The following is a 26,430-nucleotide window of genomic DNA, read 5'->3' as shown; positions in this document are numbered from 1 at the left end:
CGATGCTGTCGTGACGACGGCGATCGAGGCGATTGGATGGGCAGCGGCGCTGCTCATCCTTGCTTCCTATCTGCTGGTTTCGACCGGCAAACTGTCCGGCCAGTCGGCAGCGTTCCAATGGATGAACGTCGTCGGTGCGGCCGGATTTGTTTTGAATAGCGGCTGGCACGGGGCGTGGCCCTCGACCACGCTCAACATTGCATGGGCAACGATTGGTATCGTCACGCTGATTCGGCTGCTGCAAAAGCGTCTTCGTCGCAGCAATGAGGAAGTAGAATAGGAAATGCCCGCCACGCATGTGCATGGCGGGCATCCTTTCCTCCCCAGGAAACTCTCAAGCCTCTGCGAACGGTCGAGCTTTTGACAAGCTGCCGATCCGTTGACGGCGCAATAGAGAGGAAAGACCCGCGCCGAACAGGGGGGATGCGCCCGCCATTCGGTAAAGGCGTTACTTATCTGCGTGAATTCGGAGTCCCCTTGTAAATATATGACAGGTTGCGGCATGATGATCGGGGGGCTCCCTTGGGGCGCGCCGCATCGTGAGGGACGCAGAAGCATGGCCGATCGCAAATTGTTCGCTGGGCACGCTATCCGTCGTTTGCGACGGCAGGCCGGACTGACGCAGGCGGCCATGGCCGAAATGCTGACGATCAGCCCGAGCTACCTCAATCTGGTCGAAAAGAACCAGCGGCCTTTATCGGCATCGTTGATCGTCAAGCTGGCGGAGAGTTTCGATTTCGACCCGCGCGCGCTGGCGGCGGGGGAACCCGGCGGGGGGGAGGCAGCACTCCGGCGACGGCTCGCCGACCCGATGTTCGCCGACCTGGAAATCGACCGTAATGAAATCGAGGAATGGCTGGCGGGCGCACCGGGCGGGGCGGAAGCGTTTGCGCGCGCGTTCGACCGGATCGGGGCGGCGGGCTCGGCCGAGGCAGGGGCGGCGGATCCGATTGCCGAGGTGCGCCGCGAAATTGAACGATGGCGTGGCCATTTCGCCGATCTGGATGCGCTGGCGGAAGGGCTTGCCGATGAATTGCGCCTCGGCGCGGGCGATCTCTATGGAGCGATTGCCGAGCGGTTGCGGGTGAAGCATCAGCTCACCATTCGCGTATTGCCGGTGGACGTCATGCCCGATCTGCTGCGCCGCACCGATCTCCACGCGCGGCAATTGCAGCTCTCCGAAATGCTCGACCCGGCGTCGCGCGTGTTCGGGGCGGCCTATCAACTCGCCCAGATCGAGGCGCGTGGCGAAATCGACGGGCTGGCCAAGGGGGCAGGCTTTACTGACCGCGACGCGGAGCGCCTGTATCGCCGCCACCTTGCCAGCTATTTCGCGGCGGCGTTGATGATGCCGTATGCGCGCTTCCTGCGCGCGTGCGAGGCGACGGGATACGATATTGAACTTCTGCAACGCCGCTTCGGCGCTGGATTCGAGCAGGTCGCGCATCGGCTGACCACTTTGCAGCGCATTGGTGCGCGCGGGCTGCCGTTTTTCCTGGTGCGGATCGATCGCGCCGGGCAGGTGTCGAAGCGCTTTTCAGGGGCGAGCGGATCGCCGCTGGCGGAGTCGGAGGGGCGTTGCCCGCTATGGCGGTTGCACGCCGCGTTCGATCGACCGGGAGTGCTGGCGGTGCAATTGATCGAGCTGGAGGGTGGTGCACGCTGGTTGACGATGGCGCGGACCGTTACGCCGCAGGGGCGGCGCTACGGCGCGGTGCCGGCGGAATTCGCGGTCGGGCTGGGCGTGGCGGCGGAGCATGCCGGTACGTTGGTGGTGGCGCGGGGACTCGACTTGAAGGGGGAGGCCACGCCGATCGGGCTTGGCTGCCGCGCATGTGGGCGCGGCGGTTGTCCGCAGCGATCGCTGCCGCCGGTCGGTCGAGCATTGGCGATCAACGAGCGCGAGCGCGGCGTGAGCGCGTTTACCTTTGGCGGGGACTGAGGCACGATCATGGGAGAGGCGGAAAGCGATTTCGGGGCGGTTCCGCCGATACGGCTGGTTACCCGCTTTCTGGCCGAGATGCAGACGACCATTGTCCAGGCGGGGCTGCGCGGCTTTGACGGGGATCTGGATCGGTTCGTGATCTTCACCTTGATCGCGCGCCAGAGTGCGGCAACCCCGATCGACGGCATGGACTCCGCCGCCGATCCGCCCGATTCCCGCGCGATCTCGATCAATTCCTTGGCGGCATCGCTTTCACGTCCGTTCGAGACCGTGCGTCGCCACGTCAATGCGCTGATCGCGCAAGAGGTGGTGGCGCGCACGCCAAGCGGGGTGGTGGCGCTTGCCAGTGGCTTGCAACGCCCCGAAATGGTCGAAATGTCGATGACGGCGCACGATGCCTTTGTCAGGCTGGTCGAGGATTTGCAGGCATTCGACCTGCCGATGCCGTCGCAGCGCGTGACGAGCCTGTATCATCCGGCGGTCGGGGTGCGGGCTGCCGCCGACATCATGCTCGCCGTTGCCGATAACAATCGGGGGTTGCACCAGGAATGGATCAATCTTGTTCTGTATTCGACCATCCTGTGCGCAAACGCCCGCGCCTATACCTACGATCCCGAATTGGCCCGGCGTTACGCGGATCAATTCCGCGTCCCGCCCGATTCGCTGCGTCGTCCGCTCAGGGTGAGTGCGCTGGCTCGTACCCTGCGCCTTCCATACGCGACGGTGCAGCGTCGGGTGGAGCGGCTGGTGGCCGACGGTCGGGTCAAAAAGGCGCGCGGTGGTTTGCTGGTTTCGGAGGAGTGGCTCAATTTGCCGAGTAGCGTCGCGGTGAGTGTCGGCAGTTATCAAAATATCCGGCGCATTTTAGCGGCGGCGACGGCGGCGGGCTTTCCCATCGCAAGCCCGGCCCAGGCCTATGTACGGGGGCGCCCGACGCCGAGCGTGATCCAAGATCGCCCTGACTGACGGTTTGTAAATATATATCATAATTACAAAAATGTGCCGCGCTAATTAACAGCGAAACGCCAATTTATGACGATTCTTGGTCAAATAGTTCTGTAAACTTGCCTACATCATCCACATCGCAGCCGATGAGGATGTTCGCCGTGACCTACCAGACCGCTATCGCCCACACCGCCAAACTCATCCAGAGCCAGAACGGCACCTGGGACGGCATCGACGCCGAAAGCGTCGCGCGGATGCGGGTGCAGAACCGTTTCCAGACCGGGCTCGACATTGCGCGCTACACCGCCGCGATCATGCGCCGCGACATGGCGGCGTATGACGCCGATCCGGCCAAATACACGCAGTCGCTGGGCTGCTGGCACGGCTTCATCGGCCAACAGAAGATGATCAGCATCAAGAAGCATTTCGGATCGACCGAGCGTCGCTATCTGTACCTCTCGGGCTGGATGGTTGCCGCGTTGCGCAGCGAATTCGGGCCGCTGCCCGACCAGTCGATGCACGAAAAGACCAGTGTTCCGGCGCTGATCGAGGAACTCTACACCTTTCTGCGCCAGGCCGATGCGCGCGAACTCGGCATGATGTTCCGCGAGCTCGATGCCGCCCGCGCTGCTGGCGACGAAGTCAACGAGCATCGTCTGCTCAACGCGATCGACGGCTATCAGACGCATGTCGTGCCGATCATCGCCGACATCGACGCGGGCTTCGGCAATGCCGAGGCGACCTACCTGCTCGCCAAGAAGATGATCGAGGCGGGGGCCTGCGCGCTGCAGATTGAAAATCAGGTTTCGGACGAAAAGCAGTGCGGGCATCAGGACGGCAAGGTCACGGTGCCGCACGAGGACTTCCTCGCCAAGGTCCGCGCCTGTCGCTACGCCTTCCTCGAACTCGGCGTCGAGGATGGGATCATCGTAACGCGCACCGACTCGCTCGGGGCGGGGCTGACCAAGCAGATCGCGGTGTCGAAGGAACCGGGTGACCTTGGCGACCTGTATAACAGCTTCCTCGATTGTGAGGAGATCGACCCCGCCACTGCGCGCAATGGCGACGTCATCCTCAACCGCGATGGCAAGCTGCTGCGGCCCAAGCGCTTGCCGTCCAACCTGTTCCAGTTCCGCACCGGAACCGGCGAGGATCGCTGCGTGCTCGACTGCATCACTTCGCTCCAGCATGGTGCGGACTTGCTGTGGATTGAGACCGAGAAGCCGCACATCGCGCAGATTGCGGGCATGGTCGACCGCATCCGCGAGGTCGTGCCCAACGCCAAGCTGGTCTATAATAATTCGCCGTCGTTCAACTGGACGCTCAACTTCCGCCAGCAAGTGTTTGATGCCTGGGCGGGAGAGGGCAAGGATGTGTCGGCTTACGATCGCGCGAAGCTGATGTCGGTCGATTATGACGGCACGCCGCTGGCCGATGAAGCCGATGAGCGTATCCGCACCTTCCAGAAGGACGCCGCAGCGCGCGCCGGGATCTTCCATCACCTGATCACGCTGCCGACCTATCACACCGCAGCGCTGTCGACCGACAATCTCGCCAAGGAGTATTTCGGCGAGGCGGGGATGCTCGGCTATGTGAAGGGCGTGCAGCGCAAGGAAATCCGCGAAGGCATCGCCTGTGTGAAGCACCAGAACATGTCGGGCAGCGACATTGGGGATGACCACAAGGAGTATTTCGCGGGCGAAGCGGCGCTGAAGGCCGGTGGCGCGCACAATACGATGAACCAGTTCGCGGCCTGACGCAGCAGGCGGAGCAAAGCTCCGCCGCGCCCGCGGCCGGCCCGGCCGGCGGGGCCTGCAGCCCCGTCCGACGACGCGGCTTTGCCGCGGCGGGCCTTCGACTCTTCCGTCATGCCGGGCTCGTCCCGGCACCCACCCTGGCACGGATTTCTGAACCGTTATCCGCGCGCAGCGGTGGACCCCGGCACAAGGCCGGGGTGACGGCAACGGGTTGGGCTTACACCCCCGCGTTGGTCAGCCGGTCGATCTGGTCGGTGCTGAGCGTCAGGTCCATCGCCCCGATCAACTCCTCGACTTGCGCAACGCTGGTGGCACTGGCGATCGGTGCGGTGACGCCGGGCTGGGCGGCAAGCCAGGCCAGCGCGATCTGCGCCAGTGAAGCACCGGTTTCCTCGGCAATCGCGTCCATCGCATCAAGCACGGCAGGGCCGGTCCCATCCATGAACGCCTGCATCCGCCCGCCGCGCACGCTTTTGCCGAAATCGGCGGCGCTGCGATATTTGCCGGTCAGATAGCCCGAGGCGAGGCCGTAATAAGGCACCACGCCGATATTATGTTCGACGCAATAATCCTGAAGCTGGCCTTCGAACTTGTGACGGCTGACCAGATTATATTCGGGCTGCAGCACATGATAATGCGGCAGGCCGTGGGCGGTGGCGGCGTCATTGGCCGATTTCAGCCGCGCTGCGTGGAAGTTGGACGCACCAAGCGCGCGTACCTTGCCGGCGTCGATCAGCTTGGCGAAGGCCGCGAGCGCGTCCTCCTGCGCCACCGCATCGTCATCCTGATGTGCGAAATAGAGATCGATCGTCTCCACCCCCAGCCGCTGGAGCGACGCGTCGCATGCCGCTGCGATGCGCGCAGGGGCCAGTTTCTCGCCGCCTTCGCCCGGCAGCATGCCGACCTTGGTGGCGATCTGCACTTGCTCGCGCTTGCCGCTCGCTTTGAGCCAGGCACCGATCACGCTTTCCGATTCCCCGCCTTTATGGCCGGGTGCCCAGGCCGAATAGACATCGGCGGTATCGATCATCGTGCCGCCCCCCGCGACGAACGCGTCGAGCACCGCGAAACTGGTGTCCTGGTCCGCGGTCCAGCCGAAGACGTTTCCGCCCAATATGAGCGGCGCGATATGGAGTTCGGTCGCGCCAAGGCGGCGTAAGGTCGTCATGATCAATGGTCCCCGGAGTCGGTTTCGTTGCCGCCTTCATCGTCATCGACGATAATCGCGGCATTGGCGTCGGCGCTATTGGCGTCAAGCGAGGCGGCGGCCGTGTCGAGCGCCTTGTCTTCCCCTGCGGTTGCGCCGGAGGGAGATTTGCCCGAGCAAGCCGCCAGCAACAGCAGCGCGAAAAGCAAGGGCGTCCGCATCAATCCTGGATCTCGTTGCCGACATCCTTCAATGCTGCGCCGGTTTTGTCGGCGACCCGGTCGGCCTTATTGCCGAGCACCGCGCCCGCATTGTCGATCCGCGATTCGGCGGCACCGAGCGCGGCGTCGGTATCGTCGACAGCCTGCGCTGCGGTCGCATTGGCGTCGGCAGCAACGGCATTTGCTGCCTCGGAAACTTCATTCTGTGCTTTTGGGCTGCAGCCGGACACGCCGAATGCGAGGAGAGCAGCCATTGGCAGAATGGCGAGCGACTTGGTCATCATGAGTACCCTTGGCTTTCGGAAGATGTGCCGCGACGGTAAAGGATGGGCGGTGTCCCTTCAACTCCAACCGCCCGATCTTGTTGCACGCAAGCCGCTCTAAGAGGGCGGGGCGATGTAGGGGCGCGGCTCTGACGGAAAGGCGGAACGGTCCGAAGCGCGTTGACCTCATATAAAGATATCTTTATATGTCATCGCCGATGACCATCGCCCTCGACATCTTTCGCGCGCTTGCCGACGCGACCCGGCTGCGCATCGTGGCCCTGCTGCGCTCTATGGAGCTATCGGTTGGTGAATTGGCGCAGGTGCTCGGGCAAAGCCAGCCGCGCGTCAGCCGCCATGTCAAAATCCTGTGCGATGCCGGTCTGGCCGAGCGCCGCAAGGAGGGCAGCTGGGTGTTCGTAGCGTTGGGCGGCGGCACCACCGTCGGCCCGGTGCTGGAGGCGCTGGATTCGTGGGCGGCGCTTCAGCCCGATCATTGGGCGGTGGCCGATTCCGCGCGACTGGCGGCGGTGCGTGCGGATCGCGCTGCCTCGGCGGCTTTGTGGTTCGAGGCCAATGCAGGACAGTGGGACGCGATCCGCTCGCTCCATATCGCCGAAAGCGAGGTCGAGGCGGCGATTTCGGCGGTGCTGGGCGATGCGCCGATCGGCCAGTTGATCGACATCGGCACCGGCACCGGGCGGATGCTGGAATTGTTTGCGGGACGCGCCGAGCAGGCGCTGGGGATCGATCGCTCGTCCGAAATGCTGCGGCTGGCGCGCGCGAAACTGTCCGAGCGGGGGCTGGACAATACGGAATTGCGGCAGGCCGATCTCTATGCGCTTCCTTTGGCCGATGGCGCGGCGGACGTCGCGATCGTCCACCACGTGCTGCACTTCGCGCAGCAGCCGGGTGCGGCGATCGCCGAGGCGGCGCGGGTGCTGAAGGCGGGCGGGCGGTTGCTGATCGCCGATTTCGCGGCGCACGACCGCGAGGAGTTGCGGACGAAGGACGGGCATACCCGCCTGGGCTTTGCCGATGAACAGATGGCGACATGGTTCGCCGCCGCCGATCTCGTGCCCGAGCGGACCGAGCGGCTGGAAGGCGGGGAACTGACGGTGAAATTATGGCTCGCGCGCAAACGCGATGCCCAGCGTTCCGGGATACACTCCGGGGTACATAAGGCGATGGCTGCATGACGATTTCGGTGAACCAGCTCGAGGAGGCGCGGCGCGCGCTCGAGGCCCCGCTGTTCGCGGATCTGGCAGGCGATGCGGCGGTGTCGTTCGAATTCTTCCCGCCCAAGACCGAGAAGATGGAAGAGGCGCTGTGGGAGACGGTGCGCACGCTGGAGCCGTTCGGCCCGAGCTTCGTCTCGGTGACCTATGGCGCAGGCGGCACCACGCGCGACCGCACCCACGCCACGGTCGCGCGGATCGAGCGCGAGACGAGCATGGCGGCGGCAGCGCACCTGACCTGCGTCGAGGCGTCGCGCGCGGAAATCGACGAGATTGCCGAGCAGTATTGGGCAGCGGGCGTGCGCCATATCGTCGCGTTGCGCGGCGATGCGCCGGGGGCAGGGGGCTTTGTCCCGCATCCCGAGGGTTATACCAATGCCGCCGATCTGGTGGCTGGCCTGAAGCGGCTGCACCCGTTCGAGATTTCGGTCGCGGCTTACCCCGAATGCCACCCGGACTCGCGCGACCAGGCGGACGATCTCGACAATCTCAAGCGCAAGCTGGATGCAGGCGCAACGCGCGGGATCACGCAATTCTTCTTCGAGCCCGAAACCTTCTTCCGCTTTCGCGATCGCGCGGCGGCCGCCGGGATCACGGCGGAGATGGTGCCCGGCATCATGCCCGTCACCAATTTCCAGAGCATCGTGCGCATGTCGGCGATGTGCGGCACGGTGGTGCCGCCGTGGATGGGGCGCCTGTTCGAAGGGCTGGACGATCATCCCGCCAGCCGCCAGTTGATCGCCGCGACGCTCGCCGCCGAACTGTGCCGCAAGCTGTATGCGGGCGATGTGCGCAATTTCCATTTCTACACGCTCAACCGCGCCGAGCTGAGCTTTGCTATATGTCACCTATTGGGCCTGCGCGCGAAGCCCGTGGCGGCGGCTGCGGCGGCGTAACACATTCCCCTCCCGCTTGCGGGAGGGGTTAGGGGAGGGCCTGTCAGGTCCCTCCCGAGACATTCCCTCCCCCCGCCCCTCCCGCAAGCGGGAGGGGAGAAGGATTAGACGATGACGGCACGAGAAACCCTGTTGGCCGAAGCGGCCAAGCGCATCCTGATCACCGATGGCGCGTTCGGCACCGAGATCCAGAATTGGAAGCTGTCCGAGGCGGATTATGCTGGCGACCTGGGCCTGACCAAGGACCAGAAGGGCAATAACGACATTCTCGCGCTGACCAAGCCGGCGGTGCCCGAGGCGATCCACCGCGCCTATTTCGAGGCGGGCGCGGACATTGCCGAGACCAACACCTTCTCGGCCAACCGCATCAGCCAGGCCGATTATGCCGCCGAGCATCTGGTGCGCGAGATCAATGTCGAGAGCGCGCGGCTCGCGCGGCGGCTGGCGGATGAATATCAGGCCAAGGATGGCCGCCCGCGCTTTGTTGCAGGGGCCGTTGGCCCGACCAACAAGACGCTGTCGCTCAGCCCCGACGTCAACGATCCGGGCTTTCGCGAGATCGACTTCGATTATCTCAAAGGCGTGTACCGCGAACAGACCGACGCGCTGATCGAGGGCGGGGCGGACTTCATCCTGGTCGAGACGGTGTTCGACACCTTGAACGCCAAGGCCGCGATCATGGCGGCGCTGGAAGCGGGCGAAGCGCTCGGGCGCGACGTGCCGATCATGTTGTCGATGACGCTGACCGACCTTTCTGGCCGCAATTTGTCTGGCCATACGGTCGAGGCGTTCTGGCATGCGGTGCGCCACGCGCGGCCGGTGACAATCGGGCTCAATTGCTCGTTCGGCGCGGAGCAGTTGCGCCCGCATGTGCGCACGTTGGCGGGCATCGCCGATACGCTGATCATGGTCTATCCCAATGCCGGGCTGCCCAATGAACTGGGCGAATATGACGAGGCCCCGGCGACGACCGCCGGGCTGGTTGGCGAATGGGCGAGCGCCGGGCAGGTCAACATCCTCGGCGGCTGCTGCGGATCGACGCCGGCGCACATCAAGGCGATTGCCGAGGGTGTACGTGGCCTTGCGCCGCGCGCCCTGCCGGTGCCGCCGGTGGTGACCCGGCTGGCCGGGCTGGAGCCGATGACGATGGCGGCATAACAATTCTCCCTCTCCCCGCGTGCGGGGAGAGGGTGCCGAGCGAAGCGAAGGCGGGAGAGGGGCAGTGATCGACGGCCCGTTCCCGATACTGCCCCTCTCCCCGACCCTCTCCCCGCCAGCGGGGAGAGGGAGAAGAAGAAAAAACACCCATGACCACCACCTCCACCGCCCAGTTCGTCAACATCGGCGAGCGCACCAACGTTACCGGCTCCGCCCGCTTCAAGAAGCTCATCATGGCGGGGGATTATCCGGCGGCGGTGGAAGTCGCGCGGCAGCAGGTCGAGAGTGGCGCGCAGGTGCTCGACATCAACATGGATGAGGGCCTGCTCGACGCCGAATATGCGATGGTCACCTTCCTCAAGCTGATCGCCGCCGAGCCTGATATCGCGCGCATCCCGTTCATGGTCGACAGCTCGAAATGGTCGGTGATCGAGGCCGGGCTGAAGTGTGTCAGCGGCAAGCCGATCGTCAATTCGATCAGCATGAAGGAAGGGGAAGAGCAGTTCCTCGCCCAGGCCAAGAAGGTCATGCAATATGGCGCCGCGGTCGTGGTCATGGCGTTCGACACCGTCGGCCAGGCCGATACGCGCGCGCGCAAGCTCGAGATTTGCGCGCGGGCCTATGATTTGCTGATGGGCATCGGCTTCCCGCCGGAAGACATCATCTTCGATCCCAACATCTTCGCGGTGGCGACGGGGATTGAGGAGCATAACAATTACGCGGTCGACTTCATTGAAGCCTGCCGCGACATCAAGGCGCGCTGCCCGCACGCGCATATTTCGGGTGGCCTCTCCAACCTGTCGTTCAGCTTCCGCGGCAATGAGCCGGTGCGCCGCGCGATGCACTCGGTGTTCCTCTATTACGCCATCCCCGCCGGGCTCGACATGGCGATCGTCAATGCCGGGCAGCTCGACATTTACGACGCGATCGACCCCAAGCTGCGCACCGCGTGCGAGGACGTCATCCTAAACCGCGACGAGGGCGCGACCGAGCGGCTGATCGCGATGGCGGAAAGCTTCAAGGGCACCGATGCGGTGGCCGAGAAAGCGGCGGCCGAGTGGCGCGGTCTGCCGGTGAACAAGCGGCTCGAATATGCGCTGGTCAAGGGCATCGACTTGCATGTGGTCGAGGATACCGAGGAAGCCCGCCAGGGTTTCGCGCGCCCGATCGAGGTGATCGAAGGGCCGCTGATGGACGGGATGAACCTCGTCGGCGACTTGTTCGGTTCGGGCAAGATGTTCCTGCCGCAAGTGGTGAAATCGGCCCGCGTGATGAAGAAGGCGGTGGCGCATCTGCTGCCCTTCATCGAGGCGGCGAAGGAGCCCGGCGCGCGCGGCAAGGGCAAGATCATCATGGCGACCGTGAAGGGCGACGTGCATGACATTGGCAAGAACATCGTCGGCGTGGTGTTGCAGTGTAACGGTTTCGACGTGGTCGACATGGGGGTGATGGTGCCCTGGTCGGACATTCTCAAGGCCGCGAACGAGAATGATGCCGATATGATCGGCCTGTCGGGGCTGATCACGCCGTCGCTCGACGAGATGGTGACGGTGGCCGAGGAAATGCAGCGGGCTGGCATGACGATGCCGCTGCTGATCGGCGGGGCGACCACTTCCAAGGTGCACACAGCGCTGCGCATTGCGCCTGCCTATAAGGGGCCGGTGGTGCATGTGCTCGACGCGAGCCGTGCGGTCGGCGTGGCTTCGACCTTGGTCAGCGACACGATCCGCGACGAATTCGTGCAGAAGACCTCGGACGAATATGAAGCCGTCCGCATCGCGCGCGCCAATAAGGGGCAGAGCGAGCTGATTCCGATCGAGACCGCGCGCGCCAATGGCTTTGTCGCGGACATGACGTTGAAGCCGGGCGCACCCAAGCAGCCCGGCGTGCATGTGTTCGAGGATTGGGACCTCGCCGACCTGCGCGAGCTGATCGACTGGACGCCGTTCTTCCGCGCCTGGGAATTGGCGGGGAATTACCCGGCGATCCTTGATGACGAAATCGTCGGGGAAAGCGCGCGCAACCTGTTCGAGGATGCGCAGAAGATGCTCGACCAGATCATTGCGGAGAAGTGGCTGACGGCGAAGGGCGTGGCGGGGCTGTGGCCGTGCCGGCGGGAAGGGGATGATGTGGTCATCTCTCCCTCTCCCCTCCGGGGAGCATCAGGTCGGTCATCCCCCCAGGATGACCTGAACCGTGCGGGGCACGGTTCACCTGATGCTGGCCGGGGAGAGGGGGCGTCTGCAACGGGCGTGCCGTCTAGTGATCCAGCTCAGCCCCTCTCCCCGACCCTCTCCCCTGAAGGGGAGAGGGAGGTTAGAATGCCCTTCCTCCGCCAGCAGATCGCCAAGCGCGAGGGCCGGGCCAATATGTGCCTGGCCGATTTCATCGATTCCGATGGCGATTGGATCGGCGGTTTCGCGGTGACCGCCGGGCACGGCATCGAGGCGCATCTCGCGCGCTTCAAGGCCGACAATGACGATTATTCGGACATCCTGCTGAAGGCGCTGGCCGACCGTTTGGCCGAGGCCTTTGCCGAGCGGATGCACCAGCATGTCCGCACCACCTTGTGGGGCTATGCCGAGGGCGAGCAGCTCACCAATGAAGCGCTGATCCGCGAGCACTATCGCGGCATCCGTCCGGCGCCGGGCTATCCGGCTTGCCCCGATCATAGCGAAAAGCCGATGCTGTTCGAGCTGCTTGGCGCGACCGAGGCCACGGGGATCACGCTGACCGACAGCTTCGCGATGCTGCCGACGGCGGCGGTGTCGGGCTTCTATTTCGGGCACCCTCAGGCCGAATATTTCGGCGTGGCGCGCGTCGGGCCCGACCAGTTGGAGGAATATGCCGAGCGGCGCGGGGTTGACCTCGCCACCGCAACGCGCTGGCTGCGGCCGAATCTGGATTGATCTAGCCGCGCCGTGGCGTTGCGATCACATGCAGGCCCGTCAGCGAATGGGTGGTCGTCTTCAGGCTGATCACTGGCTCGGGCGCGGCGGGCGTGAAGCGGAAGTGGCGCAGCAACACCGCCATCATCACGGCGATCTCGGTCTGCGCGAAGGCGGCCGCGATGCACAGGCGTGGCCCGGCGCCGAAGGGCAGGAACGCGCCGCGATCATAAGCGGCACCGGGTGCGAAGCGGTCGGGGTCAAACGCATCGGGGCGATCCCAGAGCTGGCGATGGCGATGGATCGCGAACACCGGCAGGATTACGACTTGCCCGGGATGGAGCCGGTGGCCCTGTAATTCGCTGGGCCGTAGCGCCGCGCGCACCAGAATGGGGCCGGGCGGATAGAGACGCAGCGTTTCCTGCACGACCTGGCGGCCGATCGGCAGGGTCGGGTCCGTCGCATCGGCCGCGAGCGCTTCGCGATACACCGCTTCCTGCCACTCCGGGTAGAGCGCCAGCAGATACAGGCCCCAAGCCGCTGCCTGCGCGGTCGTCTCCAGCCCGGCGGGGAGGAAGCCTAGCAGATTGTCGGCGAGCGGCCCGGCACCGCGCATCAGCGCTGCAATATCCTGCACGCGATCGGGCGGCGTGGCGCGCGCAGCGGCGAGGCGCGCGGCCACCGCACGCAAGCGTTGCTCAGGGCCCCCGCGTCCCATGCCGCGGAGCCGGTCAATCCACGCATCCGGGACCGGCAGCAGATCGAGCAAGCCGAAATGCGCCGCGGCACGGATGAAGGGCGGGACATCCGCTGCGATCGCATCCAGATCGGCATCGTCCAGCCCGGTTAGCAAGGTGCTCATCACGATTTCCGTGACGATCCGCGCCAAGGCGACCGACACGTCGATCGGCGCTTCGGTCGACCAGGACCTCGCAGCTCGTTCGGCCGCTGCGGCCATTGCGGGGACGGCGGACTGCACCGCCGCCGGTTTGAACGCGGGCGCTGCGGCCTGGCGTTGGCGCGCCCAGGATTCCCCCTCGGCGGCGGCGAGACCCTTTCCCCAGGCGCGGCGCATCAGCAGACGCAACTGTCGATTGCGCCCGAATGCGCCGTCCTTGTCGAGCAACACCTGCCGCACCGCATCCGGGTGCGACACCACCACGGGCGAGCGCGGCCCCGGCAGCTTCAGCGACCAGTCGGAATAGATTGCGTCGGAGATGACCGAGGCCGGATCGGACAGCGCGCGGGTGAGCATCGCATAAGCCGAGGGCGGCCCGGCGGGCGAGACATAGCGTGGTGGCAACGCTTGGGTGGTCTCGGTCAGCATGCTGTTCCCCCCGAATCGCAGTCTCCATAGGCGTCGAGGTGGTCTTTGAAAAGCGCGCCGCGCTCGCTGGTTAACCCTCAATATACCTTCCCCTGCGGCGGGCGGGCGGGCATCCCACCCCGCAAAGGAGCCCTGACTCATGCGCCGCATTCTTCCGCTGCTCGCCTTTGCCTTCGTCACCCCCGCCGCCGCGCAGCAAGCGCGGGCGCCGTTTACCATTGCCGAGACGGGGCAGGGCTTCCAGACGATCGACGAGGCGGTGCAATCGGTGCGGATGGGGACGGCGACGATCCTGATCGCGCCGGGGGTCTATCACCAATGCACCGTGCAGGCGGGCGGGCATATCACCTTCAAGGCGGTGACGCCGGGCACCGCGATCTTCGAGGGCACGACCTGCGAGGGCAAGGCAGCGTTCGTGCTGCGCGGGCAGGGTTCGACCGTCGATGGCATCGTGTTCCGCAAGATGCGTGTCGCCGATGGCAATGGGGCTGGCATCCGCACCGAAATGGGCGATCTGGTGGTGCGCAACGCGATGTTTCTCGACAGCCAGGAAGGCATTCTCGGCGGGGAGCCGGTCGCGCAGAAGATCTCGATCGACCATTCGACCTTTGCCGGGCTTGGCCAGTGCGATGAGAGCCCGAGCTGTTCGCACAGCATCTATCTGGCCAATCGCGGATCGGTGGTGGTGACGAATTCGCGCTTCGAGCGCGGCACCGGCGGGCATTACGTCAAATTGCGCGTGCCCAAGGTGACCATCGCTGACAACAGTTTCGACGATACGCAGGGGCGCAAGACCAATTACATGATCGACCTGCCCGAAGGTGCGACCGGGCTGATCACCCGCAACACCTTCGTCCAGGGGCCGAATAAGGAAAACCATTCGGGGATGATCGTGGTGTCGGCCGAGGCCAAGACCTACCCCTCGGCGGGGCTGCGCGTGGAGGGCAATGATGCGAGCCTTGCGCCCAACGCCCCGACCAACCCCGCCTTCGTCGCCAATATGAGCGGCGAGCAACTGGCAGTGGGGGCGAACCGGCTGGGCGCGGGGATCCGCCTGTACGAGGTGCGCTAACGCCAGACTGGGTGCGACGTGAGGGTTGGCGCGTACATATTGACGTAGTGCGCCATGCGCGGGCGGTCGCTCGCATTGGGGCTGGCACCGTGCGGCAAATCCTGTCGCCAGATGATCAGATCGCCCGCAGCAGCGGGGATGGTGATTGCTTCCGCGCTAAGATCTACCAGACGCGGATCGGCGTCGCCCAGTGCATCGAGCCAGTCGGGCAAGCGGTGGTGGAAGCCGGGGACGAGCTGTAGCGCGCCCTGATCGGCGCGCGTGTCGGTCAAATAGAGAATGCCCTGCGTCGCGAACGGGATCGGCTGGGCGAGGCTGACGTCCCAGTGCAGATGCGGGCCGGGAAAGGTGTAGCCGGGGCGCTCGGGTGGGTTGAAGCTCATCCGGTCGACCGTCATCCACAGATCGGCCGTGCCCCAGAGTTGGGCGAAGGCCTTATGCACGCGCGGCGCGGTGCGCGCGACGTCGAGGGCGGGATGCTGGAAATATTGCACCATGATGCCGTTCGTGCGGGGAGCATACCAGCTCGTCGGATCATCGGGCGTTCCCCCGACTTGCTGCCATAACAGCGCTTCGCACGCCTTGGCCTCGTCCGGGGACAGCGCGCCGCGCAAAATCACGAAGCCGAGTGCGTCCCACTGCGCAAGGTCGTCCGCATCCAGCACATCCGGAGCTGCCTCGACTCTGGCGAGGCGCTCCGCCGTCGCGTGGGGCGGCGGAGCGTTATCGAGCCAGGCGTGATAACGCTCCACCCGATCGGCATCGGGCGGCCCCGCGGTTGCGAGGACCCATGCCTGAAAGGTCGCGAAATCGGGCTGGCGGCCAAGGTAGACCGAGGTCTGTTCGACGCCAAGGCCAAGCACGTCGAGCAAGATCCGCGCTTGTATCCGGGAAAGGCTCCTGGGCGCACGAAAGGTTGCCTCCGCCCAATAGCGATCCAGGTCGCGGATCGTCGCCAGCTCGGCCCCGCTCCTGTCCATCAGCGGCAGGGCACTCCGCCTGCCGCCAGATCGAGGCATTTGCCGTCGATTTTCGGGCCCGTCAGCGCGAGGCCGATCTGGTGCGCGAGCGTCGGCAGGATGTCGACCGTCTCGACGCCTGTCGGCTGTTCGAAACCGGTCATGCCCTTCCGCCAGAACAGGATCGGTACGCGCCGATCATAATCATAGGGGCTGCCATGGGTCGCGACATAGCCTTTGGTCGGATCGGGGATCGGGGTGATACGCGGTTTGAGGAAGACGATCAATTCGCCCGACCGGCCAACCTTGTACGATGCCCGGGCACGTTCCAGCAGCGTCCATTTTTCGGGCGGTCCCTTGGGGCTTGGCGTGGCGAGGATCTGCGCTTGCGTGAAGACCTCGGCGACCTGCTGGTTGGCCTTGTAATAGGCGATCGCGGCGTCCTGCACGGCTTTGCGCTGGGCGGGGGTAATGTCCTGGGCGATATAGACGTCGCCATTGGGTATATCGCCGAACAGCACCGGCTTGGCGATGCCGAGCTTTGCCCCGATTTCCTTGCCAACGACGGCGGGCGCGAGCGCGACGGTGGCGCGGGCCGCGTTGGGCAGTCCGGCGTCGATTTCGCGTTCGGGGATGTCGTTGCCGCCGTGGTCGGCGGTCAGCACGACTTCGTAATCGACGCCGGTCGCATCGAGCACGCTGAAAAACGAGCCGAGGGTGGCGTCAAGCTGCTGGAGCTGGATACACATCTCGGCACCCTCAGTGCCATAAGTGTGGCCGATATAGTCGGTGGCGGACGCTCCGACATCAATGATGTCGGTGGTCGGGCCCTGGCCGAGCTTCATATCCTGCACCAGGCCCGCTGCGAGCGCGACGATCGCACCGTCAAAGGCGGGGGACGCACGGAAGGCACCGGCGCTGCCTGCGGCCCGCTCGAAATGCCCCGCTCCTACGGTTTTGCCTGCACCAACGGGCACTGCGCGGTCGTGTGCCTTGCACACCTCCGGGACCTCCAGCGCGGCCTGTGGCTGGGCGATATTGGCAGCGGTCGCTTCATTGGCGCGGACGACAACTGCGGGAGTGGCGCGACCGGCATAGCTGACAAAAGCCTTTCCGTTCCACCACCACAGCTCATCGACAGTATGGCCGCCCATCATCACTGCCGCGCGATCCTTGCCCGCGACCGACACGACACGCACCGCAGGATTGGCCGCCTTCATCCGCTCGCCAAGCGTGGGGACGAGCAAATGCTTGTCGGACACGGTATAATTGGCCGAGGTCGAACCGGGCACCGTCTCGTCTTCGGCGCAATACACTTGCTTGTCGGCGCGGGCGACCGAAAGGTCGGTCCAGTTATTGGCGATGATGCCGGTATGTTCGGGGCGGAAACCGGTGAGGATCGTCGAATGGCCGGGACAGGTTTCGGTTGCGGCGTGGCTTTGATACCCGCTCGGGAACACGCCACCCTGCTGCAGCCGGGCGAAGCCGCCGGTGAAGGATTTGCGATATTCCCCGAACAGGTCGGCGGAAAATTGGTCGACCGAGATCACGACGATCAGCTTGGGCGGGGCAGCATTGGCGGTCCGTGGTGCTGGCGGTGCGTCCTTGGCCGCGACTGGTGCGCTAAGCAGCGCTATCGACAGGGCAAGACTTGATACGAACCGTTTCATGATAATCTCCGCTATCGACAGGCTTGACCGCGCGCGCTGCTATGGCCTTGGTGCGCGCGAGCTACAAGGATGGTCGATGCGCTGGTTTCATTACGCGATGGTGACGGTGGTGGCGGTGTTGGGGTTGAGCGCGGCGCAAGCCGAGCCCGCAGCCCCCGATGCGGGCTTGGGAGGGCGGCATCTCACGATGACGCTGGTGGCTGAGACCGAGCATCCGGCCGCCGGGTCCAACGTGACGCTCGCTTTGGCCACGGTCCCGCAACCAGGCTGGCACGGCTATTGGGAAAATCCCGGCGACGCGGGCTTCCCTGCCAAATTGGACTGGTCGTTGCCCAAGGGCGTGACCGTCAGCGACCCGAGCTATCCCGTGCCCGGACGGCTCGTGGTGGCCGATTTGATGAACTACGTGTTCGACAAACCCTATGCACCGCTGGTCACGCTCAGCGTGCCTGCAGGACTGGCGCAGGGGACGGCCCTGCCGGTCAAGCTGCATGTCAATTATCTGGTGTGCTCGGCGACGGTGTGCGTCCCCGAGACGGCGGATTTGGCGATTGCACTGACCGTTGGCGACGGGGTGATCTCCGCGCAAGCGCAGGCGCAGTTCGATGCGTGGCACCGCGCCGTTCCGCGGCCGCTCGATGCGAAAAGTGTTTTTCAGATTGCCGGGGGCACCATTCGCATCGCCATCCCGTATCCGGCGGGAGCGGCGGTAGCGAAGGACGCCTATTTTTACCCGATTACGCCCGGGATGATCGACTATGCCAAGCCGCAGAGCGTGGTGCGGGATGGCGACCGGCTGGTGGTGGAAACCAAGGCGGCCGCTGGCGCGGGCGCAGCGTCGCTAAAGGGCGTGTTGCAGATCGGTGCGCAACAGGGGCTCTTGGTCACGGCAGCGGCGGGCAACGTTGCATCGGTTGCCTCGACGGCGTCCGCGTCGAGGGACAATGTGTGGCTGGCGACGGCGATTGCCTTTGCCGGGGCAATGTTGGGCGGCTTGATCCTCAACATCATGCCGTGCGTCTTTCCGATCCTGAGCCTCAAGGCGCTGAGCCTGGCGCGGGGTCATCTCGACGAGCGCGCGGCACGGCATGAAGCCTTGGCCTATACCGGCGGCGTGGTTGCAGTCTGCGTTGGTTTGGGCGCGGCGATTCTGGCCTTGCGCGCAGGCGGTACGGCGGTGGGCTGGGCGTTCCAGTTGCAGGATCCGCGCGCGATCGTGCTGCTCCTGCTGCTGACCGTGGCGTTGTCGCTCAACTTGGGCGGTTTGTTCGAAATTCCCACCCCAGCGTTCGTCAACCGCAGCGGTGGGGCAGGCGGTGCCTTCGCCACTGGCGCGCTGGCTGCCTTCATTGCGACGCCCTGTACCGGACCCTTTATGGGCGCAGCATTGGGCGCGGCGCTGGTTCTGCCATGGCCGGCCGCTTTGGCGGTGTTCGCCGGGCTTGGGCTCGGGCTGGCCTTGCCGTTTCTCGCGCTCGGTTTCGTGCCTGCGCTGCGCAAGCGCTTGCCCAAGCCGGGGATGTGGATGGAGACCTTCCGGCGCATCCTGTCGGTGCCGATGTGGCTCACCGCCATCGCACTGGCTTGGGTATTGGGCAAAGAGGCCGGGGTCGATGCCCTTGCTCTGGGACTCGTGTTGACGCTCGCTCTCGCGATCGTGTTGTGGGTGGCGGGGCAACGGCAGCGCGCGGGGCTGGGCTTTGGTGTCGTGATGACACTGCTCCTGCTCGGCGTCGCTATCGTGGGTGCCTGGTCTGTCAACGGACGCCATCCGGACCGGGCCGCCACCACTGCGGCGCAGCCGGGGGGTGCGGAGCCGTTTAGCGAGGCCCGGCTGGAGAGCTTGCGCAAGGCCGGGCGGCCTGTTTTCGTTTACTTCACCGCTGACTGGTGCCTCACGTGCAAGGTCAATGAAAAAGCGGCAATCGAAACCGACACTACCCGTGCCGCTTTCGCTGCGCACAATGTTGCGGTGCTCATTGGAGATTGGACCAACGGTGATCCGGTGATGGGGCGCTTTATCGAAGCGCATAACCGGGCGGGCGTGCCGCTATATCTTTATTATGGTCCTGGAACGGGCCAGCCACAGGTGCTGCCGCAAGTTTTATCCTCTGCTCTGCTTGCCAGTCTACCGACGAAATAGTGCGATATAAAGTACGGCGACCATGGTCGTTTTTTGCCTATCATCCAGCACGATGATTTGCATTACTATATCGTATTTATTGTTTTGTGGATGTGGGGTTGCAGGTGTCGTGCTCAGTTAACTCTTTTTTAACCTTTCCCGCGCATTTTCACCCAACCTTAACGTTCGTTAATGCGGGCGAACGGGGCTTAGGGTTCGTGGTATGACCGAAGGCCTGACATCGATCCATGATGCTGCCCCCCTTGCGCGCGAGGTGCTGAGTGCGCTGACCGACCGTTGGCCGAATTCTGCGATGCTGCTGCCGGGCGCACTTCCTCTTGCGTCAGGAGGCGTTACGGATCGCGACTTCGTGCATACCGTTCAATATCTGAACGACCACGGATTTATTTCTTACGATGCCATGGTACTTGGTGCCGATCCAGAGCCGCGGGTGATCGGTGCATTGATCACGCGGCGGGTCCAGCACCTGTTGGGTCTAATCGACAAGGTCAGCTGTTAACGCACCGCCGACGCTTTCCAAAAGTGCAGCGGCAATACGCGAAAGCCGCAGCATCATGTCGAGCTCCATCTGCCCAACCTTGCGGTGTTCGACATCGTATACGCCAAGGTGGCCGATATTGTCGCCCGCCGCGGTCCGGAGCGGGAAGCCGCAATAAAAGAGAAGGCCGACCCGCTCGGCGTCTACCGGGTCGAGCCACCGCTGCGGCGCGTCATTGATCGCAAATGAATTCTCGCCGTCGCCCCGCACGGCACATGCGAGTACGCGCTTGTTTTCGCTGGCGTCGGTGATCATCGCCAAGCTGCAGTCAAGTAACGACACCGCCATGAATACGATGTCATCAAGTCTCCGTTCGTGGGAAGCGCGCATAGTTTTAATGGGGGGATCTTCCAAAATATTGCACGGATCACGTGTTCCGCAGTGTTCATGAAGCAACATGAATTTTGGCACGGTATCGCTAATCCCGAAGACGGGCTTTCCCTCGTCCATGTCGTTGGTAAGCGAGTAACACGAAAAACGGGATTTGGCATCAGAGTCGTTCTACTCAATTTGAACGAACGCTTCGCTGTCAGAAACCAATCGGTATTGCTGACGCTTTGCCCCCTTGTGCGGCGCAGCAATCCGTCGCAGCATGGAACCCGCGGCGTTTTGGGGGCTTTACCGTTAGATGGGGATGCGGTCAGCGTTTGATGAAATCATGGGGCAGGCTGGGTCGGCCACGCCCCGCGCAGAATTGGCCGCGCTTGGGAACTGGATCGAGAGCACGCCCGATGCGGAATTGCGCAGGCGGCAACAGTCGGCCGAAGCAACCTTTCGACAACTCGGCATCACTTTTGCGGTCTATGGGGATAGCGATGCAAGCGAACGCATCATCCCGTTCGACATCGTGCCGCGAATCTTCCTCGCCAGCGAATGGGCGCGGCTTTCGGATGGGTTGGTGCAGCGCGTTGAGGCGATCAACGCATTCCTGCACGACATTTATGGTGAGCGTCGGATCCTGGCCGAAGGCGTGCTGCCGCCGGATTTGATCTTCGGCAATCCGCAGTTCCGGCCCGAAATTGCCGGTATCCGACCACCGCACGACGTATGGGCGCATATTTGCGGGATCGATCTGGTGCGAACCGGGCCCGACGATTTCTTCGTGCTGGAGGACAATGCGCGCACGCCCTCGGGCGTCAGCTACATGCTGGAAAATCGCGAGGCGATGCTGCGACTGTGTCCCGAATTGTTTCGCGATTTTCGCGTCGCCGCCGTAGATTCCTATCCCGATCGCCTCCTCGAGACGATGAAATCGGTCGCGCCGCAGGGCGTCGCCGCGCCGGTGTGCGTGGTGTTGACGCCGGGACATTATAATTCGGCCTATTACGAACACAGCTTCCTGGCGGACTCGATGGGGGTTGAACTGGTCGAGGCGGCCGATCTCGTGGTCGATGACGATATCGTCTGGATGCGCACGATCGCGGGGCGCGTGAAGGTAGATGTCATCTATCGTCGCATTGACGATGACTATCTCGATCCGTTGGTGTTCCGGCCGGATTCGATGCTGGGGGTGCCGGGGCTGATCGCGGCTTATGCGGCGGGCAATGTCGCGATCTTGAACGCGCCGGGCAATGGCATTGCCGATGATAAGGCGATCTATTCCTACATGCCCGAGATCGTGAAATTCTATTCGGGAGCGGATCCGAAACTCCCCAATGTCGAAACCTGGCGGTGCCGCGAGCCGCAGGCGCTTCGATACGTGCTCGATAATCTGGCGGATGTGGTGGTGAAACTGGTCGATGGTTCGGGAGGCTACGGTATGCTCGTCGGGCCGACGGCCACCAAGGCCGAGATCGAGGCGTTTCGTGCCGCCCTGATGGCAGAGCCGCACCGCTATATCGCGCAGCCAACGCTGGCGCTGTCGACGGTGCCGACGATGACGGAAATCGGCCTTGCGCCGCGCCATGTCGATTTCCGGCCATTCGTGTTGACCGGATCGAAGGGCGTTCAAGTGGTGCCTGGCGGCCTGACCCGGGTTGCGCTGAAGGAAGGATCGTTAGTGGTCAATTCCTCGCAGGGCGGGGGCACGAAAGACAGCTTCGTATTGATGGATGACGGCGTGCAGCCTGCCGAGTTCCTGACCCAATCGCAGGGGCAGGCCGCGTGAGCCCGGCGCGGACGCGCACGTCGGCGAAGGCGGGTGGCCGATGCTGAGCCGTACCGCCTCATCGCTTTATTGGCTGGGTCGCTATGTCGAGCGGACCGATTTCATCGCGCGTCTGGTGGAGGCGACGGTCCGCCTGGACGTCCTGTCTCCGCGTCCGGCGGGGGAGGCGGCCTGGGCGTCGGCGCTGGCAGTGACCGAAACGGACGCCGCCTTTGCCGAAACCGGGCGGTCGATTACCCAAGCGCATGTCGCGCGGTTTCTTACGCTCGATTCCAGCCACCCGGGGTCGATGGTCCGATCGATCGACATGGCCCGCAACAATGCACGCGCGGTCCGCACCGCCCTCACCAAGGAAGCCTGGACCGGGATCAACCGTGCCTGGTTGATTTTCGACCACCGCACCAGTCCGGGTGCGCAGGGGCAGGGCGGGGCGATGGCGACGCTCAACCTCGTCGAGGCGATCAAGGCGGAAACGCGCGGCTTCGAAGGCGCGGTCCATCGTATGTTGCGCAACCAGACGACGTGGTTCATCCGCCTTGGTCAGGCAATTGAGCGCGCGGACAATACTGCCCGCCTGCTCGACGTGAAATATCACATCCTGCTGCCCGAGGGCGAACGCGTCGGTGGCGTGGTTGATCGCGACCAATGGACAACCATCCTGCAGACGGTGTCGGCTGTCACGGCGTATCGCTGGCTCTATTCCGAAGGCCTGCGACCGGCGAACGTCATCGATTTGTTGATCGCCCGGCCCGAACTCCCCCGCAGTCTCGCCGCGTCGGTCGAGGAAGCGGTCGAGATCCTCAATCTGCTCGCCAAGCGCACCGGGCTCCACGGCGAGGCCGACCGCATGGCACGGGCGCGGCAGCAGCGCCTGCAACGGCTGCGCTCGGGCGACGTGATCGCGCAGGGGCTGCACCAGTTTCTGCAAGGCTTCATTGCCGAAAACGACCAATTGCACATGGCGGTCGGCCGCCAGTTCAAGTTCACCTGATGCGGCTGTCGGTCGATCATCGCACGACCTATCGCTTTTCCAGCCCGCAGGCGCGCTTGACGCAGTTGCTCCGCCTGATTCCCGATGGCACGCATGACCAATCCGTCGCGAGCTGGAACCTGCATGTCGATTGCGATGCCCGCCTGCGGCACGGCCGCGACGGCTTCGGCAATCGCACGACGATGCTCTATGTCGAAGGGCCGATCGAAAGCATCGAAATTGCAGTGTCCGGCGAAGTGCTGACCAACCCCTCCAACGGGGTCGTCCATGGCGCGCATGAGCCGTTACCGCCCGCAGTGTTTCTCCGGACCACGCCCCTGACGACGCCTGATGCAGAGATTGTCGCCTTCGCGCGAGCAATTCGGGAGCCAGATCCGGTTGCCCGGCTTCATGCGTTGAACCTTGCCGTCCATCGCCGCTTCGCGCTCGATCGCGGGCGCGCGGTGGCCGGGCGGAGTGCGATTGCTGCCTTTTCGCAAGGGGAGGCCAGTGCTCGCGATATGGCGCAGGTCTTCATCACGGCGGCGCGCACGCTCGACGTCCCGGCCCGCTATGTCTCAGGGTATAGCCCGGCTTGTGTGGTTGGAGCCGGGCGTCCGGCTCCCCACGGCTGGGCGGAGGCGCATGTGGCGGGATTGGGCTGGGTCGCGTTTGACCCATGTACCGGCCTCAGCGCGGACGAAGCCTATGCCCGAGTGGCAGTAGCGCTCGATTCGGCCGGAGCCGCCCCGGTGGCCGGGTCTCGGCTTGGCGAGGGTGAGGAGATGCTGGACGTCGATCTCCACGTCGATCGCAGCGGCCAATAGGATAGCGTCAGCGACCGCCAGGATCAGCGGGCGCTGGCGAGGTGATCCGAGACTGCATGGCGTTCGGCCGGTGGCCGGTAAGTCGCCTCTTCGTCGACCAACAGGGACCAACCACTCGGGCCGAGCGCTTCGATCGGCTGATAGCGGACCTTGTACGCCATGCGCTGCGACCCCTTAACCCAATAGCCAAGGTAGACATAGGGCAAGCCCGCCGCGCGTGCGCGCAGGATGTGGTCCATGATGATGATGGTGCCGAGTCCCGGGCGCTCGGCATGCTCGGGATCGAAGAAGCTGTAGATCATCGAAAGCCCGTCGGCCTGCTGGTCGGTCAGGCACGCGCCGATCAGCTTGCCGCGTTCACCATGTATCGATGGCTCGCGATATTCGACGATGAAACTGTTAACGGGCGAATGCTCGACCATGTCGGCATAATCGCCCTCGTCCATATCCGCCATGCCGCCGCCAGGATGCCGGGCGGCGAGATAACGTCGCAGCAACTGATACTGTTCGTCGGTTGCCCATGGGCGGCAGGCGGCGACTTCCAGATCGGCGTTCCGGCGCAGGTGCTTGCGCTGGGTGGCGTTGGGGGCAAAACCGGCGGCCACCACCCGAACCGATACGCAGGCGGAACAGCCCGCGCAGCTCGGTCGATAGGCAACCGATTGACTGCGGCGGAAACCGATGCGGCTCAGCGCATCGTTCAAGTCGCCAGCTTGTTCCCCACGAAGCTCCGTAAAGACCTTCCGTTCCTGCCGGTCGGGCAAATACGGGCACGGCGAAGGGCTGGTGACGAAAAACCTTGGAAAGCGAAATGGCGCTGTCACCGCGTATCGTTCCTTGAACCAGGGAGCGCGCCGTCGCTGTGGCGGCTCGTGGCCCCGTTATGAATCGGATGGAACGTGATGAAAAGCGGCTTTACCAACAATGGTGGTTAACGCGACGCCGAAAACGACGGACCGTGCGCGATCCACCTATAATGCAGTGTTGAGGTCCATTGCGGAAGGCCGGGGCGTGCGGTTGGTCGCACGCCCGATTCCACTCGTCACGCCAGTTCGACGGTGCTCACTTCATAGCCGCCGACGCGGAGCGCGGCGATCAACCGATCGAGATGCGCACGGTCGCGGGTTTCGCATTCCACATCGGTGATCAACCCCTTGGCCGGCAGGGTGGTGAACACGCGCTGGTGATAGATTTCGATGATATTGACGCGCTCGGCATCGAAAATCCGCGCGACGTTGAACAGTGCGCCGGGCTGGTCCTGCAAGCGGATGCGCAGTCGCGCCAGTCGCCCCGACCGCGCTAGGTCGCGGAGCAGGACGTTGGCCAGCAAACGCGTGTCGATATTGCCGCCGCACAGGACGACGCCGACAGTCTTGCCCGCGAAACGTTCGGGGTGCTGCAGCAAGGCGGCAAGGCCTGCGGCTCCGGCACCCTCGACCACGGTCTTTTCGATTTGCAGCAGCAGGCTGACCGCTTGCTCCAGGCTGCGTTCGCTGACCAATACGATGTCATCGACCAAAGCGCGGACCATGTTCGACGTGATCGCGCCCGGTTCCTTGACGGCAATGCCTTCGGCGAGCGTGTCGCCGGCGCACGGCATGTCGGTGCCGTTGATGCGATTATACATGGAGGGGAACAATTCCGCTTCGACCCCGATGACTTCGATGGGATGGTCGGCCGCAGCCGCGACCACCGCCATGCCCGAAATCAGCCCGCCACCGCCGATTGGCGTAAGGAAGGTATCGATGCTGGGCACGTCCTGCAGCATTTCGATCGCGACGGTGCCTTGGCCTGCGATAACGCGCGCATCGTCGAAGGGGTGGACGAAGGTCAGTCCGCGCTCCACCTCCAGCTCACGGGCATGGGCATAAGCGGCATCGAAGGTGTCGCCAAATAGCACGACGGTCGCACCGTGGCCTTCGGTCTGCGTCACCTTCACAGTCGGCGTGTTGGTCGGCATCACGATCGTCGCGGGGATACCGAGCCGGTTGGCATGATAAGCCAGGCCCTGCGCGTGGTTGCCAGCCGACGCGGCGATGACGCCGCTGGTTCCCGCCGGCAGTTGCAACAGCGTGTTGAGTGCGCCGCGCTCCTTATAGGCGGCGGTAAACTGGAGGTTCTCGAACTTCAGATACACCGTTGCGCCGGTCAGCTCCGACAGCGTCTTGCTGATGAAGGTCGGGGTTCGCACGATCTGGTCGGCAATGCGCGCGTGAGCCGCCTGAACATCGGGCAGTGTGACGGGGAGGGTTTCGGGCGCGGGGCGGGTGTGCGTGGCCATTCTGTCTTCCGTTATCCCTGGACGTATCCAAGGGCTGATCTGCTGTGCTCCACGTCACGCGAATGACAGCGCCGCACT

General features: G+C 64.3%; 23 protein-coding genes. 14 read left to right on the top strand and 9 right to left on the bottom strand.

Annotated elements, in window-relative coordinates:
* Positions 1-10: 10 nt before the first annotated feature.
* From ACP7BL_RS04950 to ACP7BL_RS04935, 4 genes are all read left to right on the top strand, one after another.
* The gene (locus ACP7BL_RS04950) at positions 11-280 is read left to right on the top strand and encodes a CBU_0592 family membrane protein (RefSeq protein ID WP_033965071.1); all 270 of its coding nucleotides are present in this window, start codon (positions 11-13) and stop codon (positions 278-280) included.
* A gap of 276 nt (positions 281-556) precedes the next feature.
* Positions 557-1,942 (top strand): helix-turn-helix domain-containing protein, encoded by a 1,386-nt coding sequence (locus tag ACP7BL_RS04945; protein WP_126848672.1) that lies wholly within the window; start codon positions 557-559, stop codon positions 1,940-1,942.
* A gap of 9 nt (positions 1,943-1,951) precedes the next feature.
* On the top strand, positions 1,952-2,911 hold the full coding sequence (locus tag ACP7BL_RS04940) for a hypothetical protein (protein ID WP_033965074.1): 960 nt from the start codon (positions 1,952-1,954) through the stop codon (positions 2,909-2,911).
* 140 nt (positions 2,912-3,051) lie between these two features.
* Entirely contained in the window at positions 3,052-4,647 is a 1,596-nt protein-coding gene (locus tag ACP7BL_RS04935; protein ID WP_033965089.1) for an isocitrate lyase, read from the top strand.
* Positions 4,648-4,864: 217 nt separating this feature from the next.
* Here the strand turns inward: ACP7BL_RS04935 and ACP7BL_RS04930 are convergent, their stop codons facing one another.
* The 3 genes from ACP7BL_RS04930 to ACP7BL_RS04920 are packed head-to-tail and all read right to left on the bottom strand — an operon-like array spanning position 4,865 to position 6,296.
* Positions 4,865-5,815: an aldo/keto reductase gene (locus ACP7BL_RS04930; RefSeq protein ID WP_426257773.1), complete on the bottom strand. Its 951-nt coding sequence runs from the start codon at positions 5,813-5,815 to the stop codon at positions 4,865-4,867.
* Positions 5,816-5,817: 2 nt separating this feature from the next.
* On the bottom strand, positions 5,818-6,015 hold the full coding sequence (locus tag ACP7BL_RS04925; protein ID WP_033965078.1) for a hypothetical protein: 198 nt from the start codon (positions 6,013-6,015) through the stop codon (positions 5,818-5,820).
* Positions 6,015-6,296, bottom strand: a complete 282-nt coding sequence (locus ACP7BL_RS04920; RefSeq protein WP_426257772.1) for a hypothetical protein — start codon at positions 6,294-6,296, stop codon at positions 6,015-6,017. Before ACP7BL_RS04920 ends, ACP7BL_RS04925 begins: the two co-directional genes overlap by 1 nt.
* Positions 6,297-6,496: 200 nt before the next feature.
* Here ACP7BL_RS04920 and ACP7BL_RS04915 point away from each other — a divergent pair, with 200 nt between their 5' ends.
* From ACP7BL_RS04915 to ACP7BL_RS04900, 4 genes are all read left to right on the top strand, one after another.
* The gene (locus ACP7BL_RS04915) at positions 6,497-7,477 is read left to right on the top strand and encodes an ArsR/SmtB family transcription factor (RefSeq protein WP_426257937.1); all 981 of its coding nucleotides are present in this window, start codon (positions 6,497-6,499) and stop codon (positions 7,475-7,477) included.
* The gene (metF, locus tag ACP7BL_RS04910) at positions 7,474-8,412 is read left to right on the top strand and encodes a methylenetetrahydrofolate reductase [NAD(P)H] (RefSeq protein WP_033965083.1); all 939 of its coding nucleotides are present in this window, start codon (positions 7,474-7,476) and stop codon (positions 8,410-8,412) included. The genes ACP7BL_RS04915 and metF overlap by 4 nt, the downstream gene beginning before the upstream one ends.
* A 111-nt stretch (positions 8,413-8,523) precedes the next feature.
* Entirely contained in the window at positions 8,524-9,570 is a 1,047-nt protein-coding gene (locus ACP7BL_RS04905) for a homocysteine S-methyltransferase family protein (protein ID WP_426257771.1), read from the top strand.
* A 149-nt stretch (positions 9,571-9,719) separates the two neighbouring features.
* On the top strand, positions 9,720-12,479 hold the full coding sequence (locus tag ACP7BL_RS04900) for a vitamin B12 dependent-methionine synthase activation domain-containing protein (RefSeq protein WP_426257770.1): 2,760 nt from the start codon (positions 9,720-9,722) through the stop codon (positions 12,477-12,479).
* 1 nt (position 12,480) lies between these two features.
* On the opposite strand, the gene ACP7BL_RS04895 is transcribed toward ACP7BL_RS04900, so the two are convergent.
* Positions 12,481-13,785, bottom strand: coding sequence for a cytochrome P450 (locus tag ACP7BL_RS04895; RefSeq protein WP_126848667.1), 1,305 nt, complete (start codon positions 13,783-13,785; stop codon positions 12,481-12,483).
* Positions 13,786-13,924: 139 nt separating this feature from the next.
* Here ACP7BL_RS04895 and ACP7BL_RS04890 point away from each other — a divergent pair, with 139 nt between their 5' ends.
* Positions 13,925-14,857: a right-handed parallel beta-helix repeat-containing protein gene (locus tag ACP7BL_RS04890; RefSeq protein WP_126848666.1), complete on the top strand. Its 933-nt coding sequence runs from the start codon at positions 13,925-13,927 to the stop codon at positions 14,855-14,857.
* Here ACP7BL_RS04890 and ACP7BL_RS04885 read toward each other — a convergent pair.
* Entirely contained in the window at positions 14,854-15,837 is a 984-nt protein-coding gene (locus ACP7BL_RS04885; protein WP_426257769.1) for a phytanoyl-CoA dioxygenase family protein, read from the bottom strand. The two genes, ACP7BL_RS04890 and ACP7BL_RS04885, sit on opposite strands and share 4 nt — an antisense overlap.
* Positions 15,837-17,486, bottom strand: coding sequence for an alkaline phosphatase family protein (locus ACP7BL_RS04880; protein WP_426257768.1), 1,650 nt, complete (start codon positions 17,484-17,486; stop codon positions 15,837-15,839). The genes ACP7BL_RS04885 and ACP7BL_RS04880 overlap by 1 nt, the downstream gene beginning before the upstream one ends.
* Before the next feature lie 76 nt (positions 17,487-17,562).
* On the opposite strand from ACP7BL_RS04880, the gene ACP7BL_RS04875 reads away from it, so the two are divergent.
* Both ACP7BL_RS04875 and ACP7BL_RS04870 read left to right on the top strand, forming a co-directional pair.
* Positions 17,563-19,629: a protein-disulfide reductase DsbD family protein gene (locus tag ACP7BL_RS04875; protein ID WP_426257936.1), complete on the top strand. Its 2,067-nt coding sequence runs from the start codon at positions 17,563-17,565 to the stop codon at positions 19,627-19,629.
* Between the two features lie 202 nt (positions 19,630-19,831).
* Positions 19,832-20,128: a hypothetical protein gene (locus ACP7BL_RS04870; RefSeq protein WP_426257767.1), complete on the top strand. Its 297-nt coding sequence runs from the start codon at positions 19,832-19,834 to the stop codon at positions 20,126-20,128.
* Here ACP7BL_RS04870 and ACP7BL_RS04865 read toward each other — a convergent pair.
* Positions 20,105-20,617 (bottom strand): hypothetical protein, encoded by a 513-nt coding sequence (locus ACP7BL_RS04865; RefSeq protein WP_137902942.1) that lies wholly within the window; start codon positions 20,615-20,617, stop codon positions 20,105-20,107. The two genes, ACP7BL_RS04870 and ACP7BL_RS04865, sit on opposite strands and share 24 nt — an antisense overlap.
* A 178-nt stretch (positions 20,618-20,795) precedes the next feature.
* Between ACP7BL_RS04865 and ACP7BL_RS04860 the strand changes: the two genes are divergently transcribed.
* The 3 genes from ACP7BL_RS04860 to ACP7BL_RS04850 are packed head-to-tail and all read left to right on the top strand — an operon-like array spanning position 20,796 to position 24,071.
* A complete protein-coding gene (locus ACP7BL_RS04860) occupies positions 20,796-22,274 on the top strand; it encodes a circularly permuted type 2 ATP-grasp protein (RefSeq protein WP_033963966.1) in 1,479 nt (492 codons plus the stop codon).
* Positions 22,275-22,314: 40 nt separating this feature from the next.
* Entirely contained in the window at positions 22,315-23,265 is a 951-nt protein-coding gene (locus tag ACP7BL_RS04855) for an alpha-E domain-containing protein (RefSeq protein ID WP_033963965.1), read from the top strand.
* Positions 23,265-24,071 (top strand): transglutaminase family protein, encoded by an 807-nt coding sequence (locus ACP7BL_RS04850; RefSeq protein ID WP_033963964.1) that lies wholly within the window; start codon positions 23,265-23,267, stop codon positions 24,069-24,071. Before ACP7BL_RS04855 ends, ACP7BL_RS04850 begins: the two co-directional genes overlap by 1 nt.
* Before the next feature lie 23 nt (positions 24,072-24,094).
* Here ACP7BL_RS04850 and ACP7BL_RS04845 read toward each other — a convergent pair whose 3' ends face one another.
* Both ACP7BL_RS04845 and ACP7BL_RS04840 read right to left on the bottom strand, forming a co-directional pair.
* Positions 24,095-24,895 carry an arginyltransferase gene (locus tag ACP7BL_RS04845; protein WP_033963963.1) on the bottom strand — a complete coding sequence of 267 codons (801 nt, stop codon included), beginning with the start codon at positions 24,893-24,895 and terminating at the stop codon, positions 24,095-24,097.
* A gap of 218 nt (positions 24,896-25,113) precedes the next feature.
* Positions 25,114-26,352, bottom strand: a complete 1,239-nt coding sequence (locus tag ACP7BL_RS04840; RefSeq protein WP_033963962.1) for a threonine ammonia-lyase — start codon at positions 26,350-26,352, stop codon at positions 25,114-25,116.
* Positions 26,353-26,430 lie beyond the last annotated feature (78 nt).

Origin of the sequence: Sphingomonas sp. DC1600-2 (assembly GCF_049897605.1) — a bacterium.
Taxonomy (GTDB): domain Bacteria; phylum Pseudomonadota; class Alphaproteobacteria; order Sphingomonadales; family Sphingomonadaceae; genus Sphingomonas.
This window is presented reverse-complemented; position numbering and strand designations above follow the sequence as displayed.